Raw genomic sequence first — 13,298 nt, 5'->3', positions numbered from 1 at the left:
AAATTGCGAGATTTTCTCCAAGGATTTCCCTAGATTATCTGGGGAAATTTTAAGTTTTAACAGCCTATTCATCAAGGATTTCTTCATAAAATCCCGATTCCGTTTTATATTTCCATGCTTTCCCCTCTGGATCTTTGGCGCTACTCCAAGCGGCAAAATCTGGTTGCGATCGCGCCTGTCGTAAACTAGTAGTAGATATGTGAAGTCTTTTCGCCAGTGTTTTCTGGTTAAGTCGCAAAATCGATTTCTTTTCTGCTTCTTTCTCGACTTCTTCCTTTGATTCCTCCTTTGATTCGATCGTTGTTATACTTACTTCCGAACTCTGACTTTCTGAAGTAGACTCTTTACTGATAACAGCATCCTCCGCCAATACCTCAGAAGCATTAGCTTGGGAAATCTCTTCCCTTTCTCCCTTCGTCTGTGGCGCTTCCTCTGTGAGATTAGAAGTTTCGCTATTTCTAGAATTTTCCGTTTCTGTTTCCAGAGGAGTTTCTATGTTTCCAGAATTTTCCGTTTCTGTTTCCAGAGGAGTTTCTATGTTTCCAGAATTTTCCGTTTCTGTTTCCAGAGGAGTTTCTATGTTTCCAGAATTTTCCGTTTCTGTTTCCAGAGAAGTTTCGCTATTTCCAGAACTTTCCACTTCTGTTTCCAGAGAAGTTTCGCTATTTCCAGAACTTTCCACTTCTGTTTCCAGAGAAGTTTCGCTATTTCCAGAACTTTCCACTTCTGTTTCCAGAGAAGTTTCTGTTTCCGTCTTGCTGGGAAGAGGAAAAGGAACTGTTGCTGGATCGACTCCTCCTGCTTGTTGAATATAATTGTGTAATTGGGGTACGATCGCTTCGTCGGAAATTACCTTGGGTTTATAGCTCACTACTACAGAAATAGCAGTTGGGTTAATCCGAACATCGGTTATACCAGGGTGATTTACAATCAATTTTTCTAACTCACTGGTATAAACTGGGCTTTCTTTAATTTTTGGAATCCGAATCCGAATCCTTCCCATTGTTGTATGGGCAATTTCATAATCGATCGCTGATGGTTTATCTTGCATAAGCAGAAACACTTTTCATTTTGTTTTCTGATAAACCGTTAAACCACATTTGAGACTAAGTTTACCACCAAACCAATAATGCTAGAAACATAGATAAAGGAGATGATGGCATGAACTAAAGTGACTCGACGCATTACCACAGAGGTAACTGAAATATCTGATGTTTGATAACACATGGCGATCGTGAAAGAGTAATAAAGAAAATCCCAATAATCTGCCAATCCCGGATTAGGAAAATCTAATCCCCCAACATAATTTGTTGGTTCAGATTCTGCAACTTTTGTCTCCTGCGATCCAAGTTTCTCTTGATAGTAGATTCTGGCGTAATGGAGGGCAAAGTAGGTGTGAACAAATAACCAGGAAAGAAAAATTGCCAGCAATGATAATCCTATATGAGTATTGGCAACTATTGCTGGTCGATTGTGAGAGTTGTTTAGCATTAGTGCGATCGATGCTAGGGTGATCGCGGAAAACAACACGATAAAACCCAATAATGCAGTATTATTTGGTTCTTCGTTAGCTGCCCACTTCTTGGTTGTTTCTGGTGTGGAAATTACCATCATCAAAATAATCAACCCTAAATCAATCGAAACCCCAAAAATATAAGCTGCAATCAGCCGAATGTCACCGTAAGTTAAGGGTAGAGGTAATAGCCAGTAAGTTAGAAAAGCAACGATCGCAGACAGAATCAATCGATTCCGATGCTGAATAATTTTGTTTAATAGCGATATGCCTGATGGCATATTTTGCAAACGTTGGTTTCTGGGCATTTTTCGATCGTCTAATGTCTAAATAAATGGCTGTTACTTCTCCACCCAAAACTTTTTAAATTAGTCAACAATTTCTACTGCACGGGGTTGAGTTGTGGCATCAGCTGCCTGACGTTCTGCTTTTTTTGTTTCGTATTCTGCCTTGGCTTCTGCTACAAAATCTTGAAAAGATTCGCTAGTTTCGGCAAATGTGGTTTGAATATTTTCGACCACATCCATACCCCAAACCATTGCATCTTTAGCAAAACCTTTTGCTGTATCACCAGCAGAATTAAAGGTTTGTGTCACTGGGTTTTCTGTAGATTCAGTATCAGTTTCTTCATCTTGTTTGCCAATCATTGAAGTTACTGCGCCGATCGCAGGGGCTAACAAAATCGCTCCGATACCTACTACTATTGCAGTTATTGGTTCAATTCCAAAGAGTACTGATTCGATCGCTTCCATGATTCCTAATTTATCTTAGATTTGCAGAACACTAGGCAGTTTATTGCGCTTTTAATCTAACTGATTTCGATCTCTTGAGGTGTAGCCTCAGAGCCATTTTCAGCTGCTTTTTGTCTGACTTTTTTCAGGTCGTTCTTTGCTTCAGCCATCAAATCTTGCACTGATTCTTGGGCTTCCGCAACCGCAGATTGAGCATTATCAAAAGCTTGAAAGGCTAAAACCATTCCTTCTTTGGCAATGGAACGGGCGCTGTCTGATAACTTGCTACCTGTTGCTGAATCGATCGCCGCTACCACAGGCGCAGCTACCGCTACTCCTACACCAATCGCCGCCGCTGTTAAGGGTTCTAGCCCTAACAAAAGTGCCTCCCACTCCATTTCCAAAACCTCCAATATCAGAAATATCAACAGTATTTAAACACTTTAATCGATAACTCAATGATTATTCAAGGAGTCATCCGTCAAATCATCACTATAATATTATTCATCGGGTTTTCCGAAAATTTTACTGAATCTCCAACGATGCTGACCGCAGCTTATCAGAGGAAAGTGACAAACTTGTGCAAAATTAGTGAAATTAATTTAATTTGGGAAAATTTGAAAAATTTTAATTTTTTCTTTGTTGCTAAATTGCTAGTTTTTTGATAGGTTGTCTTAAAAAAGTAACGATGTAGAGCTTTATGTCGAGCGTAAAATTTAAAGTAATTCACCAAGTTTTTGGACGTATCCGCCTGGAAATTCCTATTCTCAAGAACAATGCTGATTACAGGTGGTTGTTAGAGAAATTGGTGAAGTCTCTAGAGGTGGTGAAAGAGGTAAGAATTAGTCCTTTTGCTCGTTCCTTAGTTGTGGAGTACGATCGCCAAGGGATTTCGGAAGCAGATTTGCAAGCTAAACTGGAGAGGGCGATTAACGTTGCTAATCATCCAGTTTTGGCATTGCAACTTCAGCCATTTTTGAGTTATGAGGCGATCGATCTCAGTGAATATGAAGCGATTCAGTTGACAGAAATTGAGGAATGGTTGGATAAACAAAAGCCTTTCGGATTGAAAGAAGTAATCGGTTATATTTTCCGCTTCCTCAAAAAAGCAGTGAATTTTATCGTCCCGGCTTGGATATTTAAAAAAATTGGTGCTGCTTGTGAAGCAACGACAAAAAACTGGCAGCATGATTGGCAGAAAATTAAACATAATGCCTCAGTAGAAGATTATAAAATGCTGCGACAAAGTAAGTTGGAAAAGTGCGATCGTCTTGCCGAACAAATCATCAATCATTCTCGAAAAGAAGCATTTGCGATCGGTAGTTTTGCCGCTTTGACAGAATTAGGAAATGTGATTGTCGGAGAAGTAGGCGATACTATAGAAACAATGACCTACGCACTAAAAACCATTCACCGCATTGGATTGTGCTACGGCTATGCTCCAGAGGATTCCCAAGAAAAAGCTTATGTTTGGGGTATTTTTAATATGGCAACTGCTCAAACAAAGCAAGAGTGGGAGGAAGCAAGGAAAGCTCTCCAAAGCTTGAGTTTAAATCTTGAAAAAATCAAGTTAGAAGAAGGCACAGTAGAAGATTTGAAGCAGCAAAAGTCTCATCAAGAAATAATTGATTCTGGGATCAAAGGGGCAATTTACACGCTAACCAAAAGAACTACTTTCCAAGTGATTCCGCTCTATAGTTTTGTTGTCGATACATGGGGAGATGTGAAATTAATTGAGGAAATCGCTAAAGCTGCTAAACGTCATTATCAACTGCGCTGGTTGTTGGATAATCAAAAAGTTAACTTTGCTCCCCTAGCCAGTTAGAAAAAAGTGAGAAATTATCGCGGATAAAAGTGGCGCATAACTAATAATCAAACTTATGAATAAAAAAACTATTGCCAATGTAGAATTTGAAGTGGTTCACCAAATCCCTGGACGTATCCGCCTGGAGATACCTATGCTGAAAAGCAAGGATAGTTATAAGTCGGTTTTAGAGAAATTGCTGGAGTCTACGAAGGGTGTAACAAAAGTTAGAATTAATCCGATCGCTAGTTCCATTGTCATCAAGTACGATCGCCAAACAATTTCCGAAACAGATTTGAATTGTCAAGTCTCCAAAGCAATCAAAGCTGTCAGCAATCATCCTGTAATGTTGCGGCTAAATCAAGTTCACACCTATGAAGCAATTCAATTAACTGAATACGAAACTAACCAGTTTAAAGAAATTCTAGATTGGCTAGATGATAAACCATTTTGGTTGGCGGAATTGCTCGGCTATATTTTGAGTGCAAGCAAAGAACTAATTAGTTTGATAATTCCCGAATCGCTATTTAACAAAATTGGTGCAGCTTGTGACGCAGCGACGGCAAACTGGCAGCAAGATTGGCAGGAACTCAAAACTGGAGCGTTAGTTGAAGATTATCATCAATTGCGTTCTGGTGATTTGGAAAGGTGCGATCGACTAGCGGCAGAAGTTGCCCAGCATTCCCTGGAAAAAATCACCGCAGAGGGAGGCATGGCTGAAATTGTGGAAATTTTGGGAGAAATAGTGAATGATGGGTTAGCGATCGTATTAGCTTTAAGAACTATCCACCGGATTGGATTATGCTACGGTTACGCCCCGGAAAATTTGCAAGAGAAAGCTTTTGCTTGGGGGGTATTTAATGTTGGCATTGCTCAAACTCAGCGAGAACGACAGGAAGCGAGGAAAAATATCCAAAACTTGCGGCTGGCATTAGATGAACGAAAGCTGGAAAAAGAAACTTTGGCAGATTCGATCGAGGATGATACAGATGATTTGCTGATTGATTCAGCGATCGAGCAAGTAATTACCACGCTAACTGAAGAAACTGTTGGGGGCATTGTTCCCGTTTTAAGCATTTTCCTCAGTTTGTGGGCAGATGACAGCATGATTTCCGAAGTTAGTACCGCAGCAAAGCGGGAATATCAGTTGCGCTGGTTACTAGACAATCAAAAGATTTCCTGTGTAAATACAATAAATCAGGAGGTAGCTTAAGTGATGACAACGCTTTTACCCCAACCCAGTACTCGGCTGAAACGAGCAAAAGTTTTTCAAAAAGCTTGTTTAATTTTTAACCCCGTTGCTGGGCAAGGTGATGCCAATCAAGTACTAGAAACGATTAAATCCCTTTTGTCACCGCATTTACAGTTAGAGGTTCGCTTGACTACAAAAGAGGTGGGGGCGGATGTTTTGGCTAAGGAAGCAGTTGCCCAAGGTGCAGAATTAATTATTGCCGCTGGTGGAGATGGCACCGTTTCCGCTGCTGCTACTGCGGTGGTAAATACGGGTATTCCTTTAGCGGTGATTCCTCGCGGTACGGCTAACGCTTTTGTCAATGGTTTAGGTTTGCCAAACACAGTGGAAAAAGCTTGTATTGCCATTCTCCAAGGTGCAACTCGAACGGTGGGAACAGTTGATTGTAATGGGAAATTGATGTTGCTGTTGGCTGGGATTGGCTTTGAGGCGGATACGGTTAAATCTGCCGATCGGCAATTGAAAAATCAGTTTGGCATCATGGCTTATATTTTCGCAGGTTTGGAACAATTGCAAAATCTGCATAACTTTCAAGCTACTCTAGTAACAAATCGAGAAACGATCTCAGTTCCGGCAGCAGCGATTACCGTTGCCAGTATTGCCCCACCGACTTCAATCTTGGCACAGGGATCGGGGGAAATGCGCCCCGATGACGGATTGTTTGATCTGACAATCCTCTCTCCTGCTTCGGCTTTAGATGTTCTCAACGCAGCTGTTGAACTGTTTGAGAATGGGCTAGTGCGAAGTACCAGTGAAGATAATCATATTGGATATTTGCGATCGAGTAAAGTAACAATTACCACCGATCCGCCGCAGCAGATCGCTGTAGATGGAGAGATGTTTGGTACTACTCCAGTAACTTTTGAGGTATTACCTCAAAGTTTAAAAGTAGTGACGGATTATAATCAAGCGATCGCTCAACAGCAAAAACTAGTCGGACTTCCAGGCGTAAAAATAGATAAAAATGCCCCAGTTAAAGAAGTAGTTCTCGATTATTTCTTACCTGTAAATCCCTTAGATGTGCTATCTGAGGAATTTTTTCAAGTTGTGCAAGCAGCGATTAACCTTTGGCACAAGTTAACAACTGCGGTAAAACATTTTGCTGTTGCTGTTTGGGAGTGGGGAAAACAACTTTTTTATGAGTTGATTTGGGCGATCGACAAACTAATTGCATCTTTATCAAATCCCCAATCGCAGTCAGGAGATGAAAATCAGAAGCTTACAAAGGCAGGCAGGATGCCTACCCTACAAGAGTTATTGGAGAGGTCTATTGTTCATAAAACAGATGGACGCATTCGCCTAAAAATTCCCCGTTTATCTTTTGATTCTAATTATGCCGAAAAGTTGCGCTCAAAACTTCAGACTTTAGTCGGTATTCAAGAAATCAATATTAATCCGCTGGCAGCTTCGATCGCCATTAATTTCGATCGCGATCGACCTGCCTCAGAAATAGAGCAGCAAATCCTTTCCACAGTTGCTCAAGTTACCTAGAATCCTGTAGAGACGTTGTATACAACGTCTCTACAACAACAACAATTCTAAACAACGCACCTTCTGTTCCCTACTCCCTATTTCCTGTTCCCTCATGGTATAAAACTATGTCGCACAAATCTCACCATTCAGACTCTCACAAAGACGAATCTCACAATCCGCTTGATGACCTATTTCACCACTTGCAGCATAACGTCGATCACACAGTAAAACAGGTGAATGATTTAGCTAATCAAGCATCTAACACCGTCCAAGATATTAGTAAACAAGCTGTGGATGGTGTAAATGCTGTAGTTAGCGATCCGAATCAGGTAGTAAATCAAGCTGCGGAACAACTAAAGAAAGTGACGGATCAAGCAGTAGATCAAGTTAATCAATTATCTCAAAATCCTAGTAAATTGGTCGATATGGGGGCGGGTATGGCTGGAGGTATGGCAGGTGGGGCTGTAGGCGAGGTGATTGGCGGTGCGATCGGTGCAGTTGCAGGGCCAGTGGGCGTAGTTGTGGGTGCGGAAGCGGGGGGATTGCTGGGCCAAGTGATTGCGGCACAGCAGTCTAGTCATCTCTCCCACCAACTGTTAAATTCTCACGAGGAAGAAACTAACACTACTGAAGAATTTACCGACGCATTGCAAAAAAGAGGTGGCGAACAGGTAGGCGAAACGCTGGGGGAAACTGCTGGTGTTATTGTCGATCGAACTTTGCTGGCTGGGTTTGGTGGTGGTATGGGTAAGGCGATCGGTGGTAATTTAGGTAAGATTGCTGGACAGTTTGCGATCGAACATCAATCTACCCATCACCATCAAGATGCTACCCTACCCGCCGATCCTTCTACGAAAGTTGCGGATGTTGAGTGATATCATGTCCGATCGATCAGTCATAATATCTTTTTTCCCACACCCTGTAGAGACGTTGCATGCAACGTCTCTACATTATGATATATAACGTCTCTACATTATGATATATAACGTCTCTACATTATGATATATAACGTCTCTACAGGGTGGGTAATCGACTGGACATGATATCATTTAGGCTGGGTTTCACTGTTTAGCAGTAGACGAAAACTGTTAAGTTCAGCCATGAGAATTGCACCATTGCTGATGATGACGCTTAAGAGGGGATTGAGGCGAAATAGGACTCCGGCGATCGCAACTGTCACATTAGGAATTAAAATTATTGCAGCATTTTGCTCGATCAATTCTGCGGCTTCTTTGGCGATCGCAATTGCTCGAATAATACCCTGCAAATCATCTTCTAATAATACTATATCAGCAGTTTCTCGCGCAATTTCGATTCCACTAGCAAAGGAAATTGAAACATCTGCATGAGCTAAAGCAGCAGCATCATTAATACCATCTCCGACGAAAGCAACTTGTTTTCCTTGATGTTTTAATTGGGCGATCAATTCTACTTTTCGATCGGGTAATGTATCGGCATAAATTTGTGAGGTGGGAATTTTTAATAAATCTGCTGTTTCATTAGCGATCGCTTGACGATCGCCTGTGAGCATTCCAATCCAATAACCTTGTTTTTTTAGGGAAGCAACTACGTCAACTGCGTCGGTGCGAATGGTATCAGTATAAATGATTGCGCCTAATAATACTTTGTCTTGAGCAACATAAATTCTGGCAAAACGCTCGTTTGGGAAATCATTAATATGAGGTTGAAGAGGAGTTAGATCGATGTTTTCTTGCTGGAATAAGCGATCGCTACCCACAATAATTTCATGCTCTCCCATTCGTGCTACCATACCTAAACCTATGCGGTAATTTTGCACCTGACAAGGTTGAAATTCGATCTGTTGTTCAATAGCATAGTTGAGAATGGCTTGAGCGATCGGATGCGAGTTACCTTGTTCTGCTGAGGCGGCGATGCTCAAAACTTCTGTTTGTGAGATATTGGAAGTAGTGGTTCTAATGTCAATCAAAGACATTTTACCTTGAGTCAAGGTTCCCGTTTTATCAAAGACGATCGCATCAATCCGAGCTAACATTTCCAATGCTCGACCACTCCGAATATAAATTCCCTGACGGGCGGCATAAGTCAAAGCTGCTAAAACTGTAGAAGGGGTAGCAATGCGAATCCCATGACTAAAATCCAGGTGTAGTGGGGCCAGAGAGCGATCGGGATCGCGAGTCAGGGCGAAAAGTGCGCCACTTGCCATTAAACTGGGAACAACTGCGGCATCAGCAACTTTGCTAGCACGATCTTCTACACGGGTGTCGTAGATGGGAGCAGATTGCAAAAGTTCTACAATCAGTTCTAACTCAGTATTGGGAATCACTTTTGTGGTTAAAATCCCAATTTTTCCGGCGACAACTTGGGTTGCTGCTTGGACGTGATGCCCTTCCCAGCGGGAAACTAGTTGAGATTCTCCGGTTAATTTGTGTTCGTCAATCAAGGCGGAACCCTTGATGATTTTACCACTGATGGGAATCCATTCTCCGGCTGCGACAATGACGCGATCGCCTGAAACTAACTCTTTGAGTAAAATCTCTTGCTCAACTCCTTTCCTTTCTACCCGCACAGACTGATTGAGACTGTGCATCAAATCAGAAACTTGTTGTTCGCGGGCACGGGCTGTGGCATCTCGCAAAGCATCGCCAGTTTCAATTAAACTCAACATTAGGGCAGGAGCGACAAATTTCCCTTGTAAGACGTAGAATCCTAACCAAAGAGCGTCTAATACATCAGCATCTAAGTGTCCTTGCTGGGTGGTGCGTTGAATTATGCGATCGTAAAATGGTAACGCTGCTGCGATCAAAACTCCTCCGACGATTAGCACTTGCACGGGAAAGACTAACTCTTCCATTAACACAGCTAAACCTAAGCTGAGTATAGGTAATCCCAAGCGATCGAGCCAATTAATCTCTGATAGTTGCCCCACCTCGCTTTCTTCTACCAACAATGATTCTTTCTTAACTTCTAATCGATCGACTTCCTGAATCATGTTAATCACCTGCTCTTGGAGCGTAGCGAGTGACAGATGCAAGGGAAACTCAACTATTAAGCAACTGATCTTGAGGTTAAGCTGTACGCTGGAAACGCCTTGGATCGATCGCGCCAAAATCCTCAGTTTCTTGGCGTAGATTGGATCGGTGGCGATCCGGGGAATCCGAATTCTCAGACGACCTCCGGCTGCGTGTACGATCGAATATGCAACGGGAGAGGTAGACGCAGCTGATGCGTTTGTCGGAAGCTCTTCCTTTAGTGGAGTGGAACTATTGTTTCTCAGATCAAGCGTCAGGGATGAATAGGGCATAAACAGGTAGCTGAATTATGTTCGGGCTACTATGTATTTTTATTGCTGGTGATCAAAAAGTTATTAGTCTAAAGAGAGAAATTTATAGTGGAATGATGAACACTTGATTTATTACCAGTTTGTTACTTTTTCGTGATAAAGTTCCAAATCATCACAGTACCAAGAGTCAGATTTAATATTAGACAAGCATTTGTAATCCACCATTTTGAATTAACTGAGGCTACAAGCTAATGAGTAACACACAGTCTACGCCGACTAATCCTCAACCTAATGAAGATCCCAATACAGAACCTTACACAAATCCGCATCCTGCGCCAGTGCAAGATCCTAACCTCGATCCCTATAGCAATCCTGAATCTGAACCTGATACAGATCCTAATCTAGAACCCTATACAAATCCGCATCCTGAAGAACCAGTAATTGATCCTAATCTCGATCCCTACACCAATCCCGACGCTGAATAGGAATTTTCCCAAATTCCTCATAAATATAAGTAAAGTATAGGGATAGTATGCGAATTCTGCTGGTTGAAGATGACGCAAATTTAGCAAAGGCATTAGCTGCCGTTCTCAGTAAACATAATTACATCCTTGATGTTTCCACTGACGGTGAAATGGGTTGGGAAATAATTAACCTCATTTCTTATGATTTAGTATTGCTAGATGTAATGCTGCCGAAGTTGGATGGAATTAGTTTGTGTCGCCGCTTAAGAGAACACAATCTACAAGTTCCAGTAATGCTGATGACGGCACGGGATTCCATGACAGATAAATTGATCGGATTGGATAGTGGAGCAGATGATTACTTGGTAAAACCGTTTGATATCCAAGAGTTGCTGGCTAGAATTCGCGTTTTATCCCGTCGATTAACGGAACAATCAACTGCGATCCTTTTCTGCGGTAGTATCCGTCTCAATCCACAAATGCGGGAAATTAGTTGTCATGGGCAAGTTGTACCATTTAGCCGGAAAGAATATTTATTAATAGAGTTATTTGTGCGCCATCCTTGTCGTGTTTTTAGCCGAAGTGATATTGTCGATCATCTTTGGACATTGGATAAATTGCCAACTGAGGATACGGTAAAGTCCCATATTCGTCGGATTCGCAACAAGTTAAGGGAAGTGGGAGCAGAAGATTTAATTGAAACGCTTTATGGACATGGTTATCGAATTAATCCGAGTTTTTTAGATAATTCACTATCTAGTTCTTCTTTGTCTCAGGCGCAAAGTCAAGAATTAAATGAGTCGATCGCCAAAATTTGGCAAAATATCCAAGAGGGAGTGTTTAAACATCTAGAGGATCTAGAACAAACTGTGTCAAGTTTGCAATCTCGAATTTTCGATCGAAATCAACTACAAGTAGCACAAAAAAGTGCTCATCAGCTGGCGGGTACGGTGGCGACTTTTGGTTTTGAAGCTGCTTCTTATATTGCTAAGGCGATCGACGTTCTCTTACAAAATCAACCGCTGTCAATTAACATAGATTCCCTCTCCCAATTAGTGAGAACTTTACGCTTAGAATTAGAAAAGTCTCCTGGGGACTTTGCCAATCAAGAAACTCCTGCTGATTCGTTAGTTTCTTTGCCTGAGTTCCCTTTAACTGATAGTGGAGAGATTCGAGTTTTGGCGATCGATGATGATACTACAGTTTTGATTTTACTGAAACAAATTTTAGGAAATTTGGGAATCAAAGTTGCTACATTAGAAAATCCAACCCAAATTTGGCAAATTTTAGAAACTGTTGCACCAAATTTGTTAATTTTAGATATCAATATGCCTGAAATCAATGGATTGGAGCTATGTCAAACTGTGCGGAATAGAGAACAGTGGAGTTGGTTGCCAATTTTAATTCTTACCGTACAAAGCGATCGCCAAACTGTACAACAAGTATTTGCTAGTGGCGCAGATGATTATTTAACCAAACCAATTGTACCAGAAGAACTCTCAACTCAAGTTCTCAATCGAATTAGACGTAGCCAAAAACTTACCAAGATTTAAAGATTTTAAGATTTTCTATAATTTAATTCCATTATTCAATGTTAGCCTGAACAACAAGTATAACCTTTTTGGAGAAATATAAATGTCAACTCACTCAAACTCGATACCTAATACAAACACTAGAGAACACTTTGCCAACCAAATGCGTTTAGTAAGCTGGATTGGTTTTGGTGGTGAACTCACTTTGAGCATAGTTAGTTTAATCATTATATTGGTAGCAATTCTCGATCCTAACTTTAACATTAATCTTAAATCGGGATTAGGATTAATTTCTATTAGTTCAGGATTAATTGTATTAGGAATTAGCATCTACTGGCTTTTCCATTATATTCAGATTGCCGAAAAATTACTTTCTCCTAATTCGAGCGATCATTGCAGTGCAGATGAAGTTCGTAATATCTTACATACAGGAGTTACAATTCATTTTATTGGGCTTTTGCTTACTATACTGACAGCACAAATTATTACCGCTACTTTGGTACTCAAAGCAATCACTATACCCAGTGGAGGAGCAATTTATCAAACTAATCAATTGATTGAACCATTAGATATATTTGTGGTGCAATCGAGCATTTTAATGATTACCGCTGAAAGTCTTGGACTCTTCATTACTTTTTGGTTGCTAAAACAAATTCATTTGACAAAAAAAGGCTAATTGCCAAACAATAAACAGGGAACAGGAGAAAGATTGATTCCCTATTCCCTTTCCTTGGTATTTTCAATAGAACTTAAATAAAAAAATTGTTACTTGTCAAACTACTTGCCTGAGTATCGAGTAACACTGCAATATCCTGACCTAAAACACGAACAATCGTGTCTGCGCCTGTTTGTCTAAATGACAAGTTTCTGAAGTTTAAATCTGTTATCGAGAACCAATAAATGTAAGGGTAATTCATGAATTATCCTTACATTTATTGGTTCTGCATAAGTTTAGTCTCCAGATGAAAGCATTGGGGGACTAAAGTCCTTACTACAACCAACTAATCAACTGGGCTTGATATAGGTAGGTGTAAATAAATAAAGTGATAATAGTTAACTAAGAATGAAGTGGGCAGGAGAACCGCGCCTTAGTTGTCGCTTTATTTATATGTACCTACTTAAGTCCTGGGCTCTCCCGTATTTATGGTGATAACAAAATCTTATTTAACTGTAGGGTGTGTTAGGCACGGATAACAAATTCAGCATTTCAACCAATAATTAAATTCCCGTGCCTAACGCACCGTTTTCAAAGTTTGTAACACCTATG

12 protein-coding genes are annotated in these 13,298 nt (G+C 40.8%); 7 read left to right on the top strand and 5 right to left on the bottom strand.

Annotation, left to right across the window (positions count from 1 at the left end; genetic code table 11):
• Nucleotides 1-64 precede the first annotated feature (64 nt).
• From ACE1CC_RS05595 to ACE1CC_RS05580, 4 genes are read right to left on the bottom strand one after another with little or no spacing between them, the layout of a single operon-like run.
• A complete protein-coding gene (locus ACE1CC_RS05595; protein WP_413269485.1) occupies nucleotides 65-1,051 on the bottom strand; it encodes an HMA2 domain-containing protein in 987 nt (328 codons plus the stop codon).
• 38 nt (nucleotides 1,052-1,089) lie between these two features.
• Nucleotides 1,090-1,821, bottom strand: coding sequence for a DUF1345 domain-containing protein (locus ACE1CC_RS05590; RefSeq protein WP_413269484.1), 732 nt, complete (start codon nucleotides 1,819-1,821; stop codon nucleotides 1,090-1,092).
• Nucleotides 1,822-1,881: 60 nt separating this feature from the next.
• Nucleotides 1,882-2,265, bottom strand: coding sequence for a DUF5132 domain-containing protein (locus ACE1CC_RS05585; RefSeq protein WP_413269483.1), 384 nt, complete (start codon nucleotides 2,263-2,265; stop codon nucleotides 1,882-1,884).
• Nucleotides 2,266-2,321: 56 nt separating this feature from the next.
• Nucleotides 2,322-2,642: a DUF5132 domain-containing protein gene (locus ACE1CC_RS05580; protein ID WP_413269482.1), complete on the bottom strand. Its 321-nt coding sequence runs from the start codon at nucleotides 2,640-2,642 to the stop codon at nucleotides 2,322-2,324.
• A gap of 302 nt (nucleotides 2,643-2,944) precedes the next feature.
• On the opposite strand from ACE1CC_RS05580, the gene ACE1CC_RS05575 reads away from it, so the two are divergent.
• From ACE1CC_RS05575 to ACE1CC_RS05560, 4 genes are all read left to right on the top strand, one after another.
• Complete coding sequence (locus ACE1CC_RS05575) at nucleotides 2,945-4,069, top strand: EcsC family protein (RefSeq protein WP_413269481.1); 1,125 nt, start codon at nucleotides 2,945-2,947, stop codon at nucleotides 4,067-4,069.
• 55 nt (nucleotides 4,070-4,124) lie between these two features.
• Complete coding sequence (locus ACE1CC_RS05570) at nucleotides 4,125-5,261, top strand: EcsC family protein (RefSeq protein ID WP_413269480.1); 1,137 nt, start codon at nucleotides 4,125-4,127, stop codon at nucleotides 5,259-5,261.
• 3 nt (nucleotides 5,262-5,264) lie between these two features.
• Nucleotides 5,265-6,791: a YegS/Rv2252/BmrU family lipid kinase gene (locus tag ACE1CC_RS05565; protein WP_413269479.1), complete on the top strand. Its 1,527-nt coding sequence runs from the start codon at nucleotides 5,265-5,267 to the stop codon at nucleotides 6,789-6,791.
• Nucleotides 6,792-6,898: 107 nt separating this feature from the next.
• Nucleotides 6,899-7,648, top strand: coding sequence for a zinc-dependent metalloprotease (locus tag ACE1CC_RS05560; protein WP_413269478.1), 750 nt, complete (start codon nucleotides 6,899-6,901; stop codon nucleotides 7,646-7,648).
• A gap of 170 nt (nucleotides 7,649-7,818) precedes the next feature.
• Here the strand turns inward: ACE1CC_RS05560 and ACE1CC_RS05555 are convergent, their stop codons facing one another.
• A complete protein-coding gene (locus ACE1CC_RS05555) occupies nucleotides 7,819-10,056 on the bottom strand; it encodes a heavy metal translocating P-type ATPase (protein WP_413269477.1) in 2,238 nt (745 codons plus the stop codon).
• Between the two features lie 230 nt (nucleotides 10,057-10,286).
• On the opposite strand from ACE1CC_RS05555, the gene ACE1CC_RS05550 reads away from it, so the two are divergent.
• From ACE1CC_RS05550 to ACE1CC_RS05540, 3 genes are all read left to right on the top strand, one after another.
• The gene (locus ACE1CC_RS05550; RefSeq protein WP_413269476.1) at nucleotides 10,287-10,520 is read left to right on the top strand and encodes a hypothetical protein; all 234 of its coding nucleotides are present in this window, start codon (nucleotides 10,287-10,289) and stop codon (nucleotides 10,518-10,520) included.
• Nucleotides 10,521-10,567: 47 nt separating this feature from the next.
• Nucleotides 10,568-12,052, top strand: coding sequence for a response regulator (locus tag ACE1CC_RS05545; RefSeq protein WP_413269475.1), 1,485 nt, complete (start codon nucleotides 10,568-10,570; stop codon nucleotides 12,050-12,052).
• 82 nt (nucleotides 12,053-12,134) lie between these two features.
• On the top strand, nucleotides 12,135-12,707 hold the full coding sequence (locus ACE1CC_RS05540; protein ID WP_413269474.1) for a DUF3611 family protein: 573 nt from the start codon (nucleotides 12,135-12,137) through the stop codon (nucleotides 12,705-12,707).
• The last annotated feature ends 591 nt before the right edge of the window (nucleotides 12,708-13,298 follow it).

Origin of the sequence: Floridaenema aerugineum BLCC-F46 (assembly GCF_041929345.1) — a bacterium.
In the GTDB taxonomy this organism is placed as follows: domain Bacteria; phylum Cyanobacteriota; class Cyanobacteriia; order Cyanobacteriales; family Aerosakkonemataceae; genus Floridanema; species Floridanema aerugineum.
Note: the sequence above shows the minus strand (reverse complement) of the source record. Positions and strands in the feature narration are given on the sequence as shown.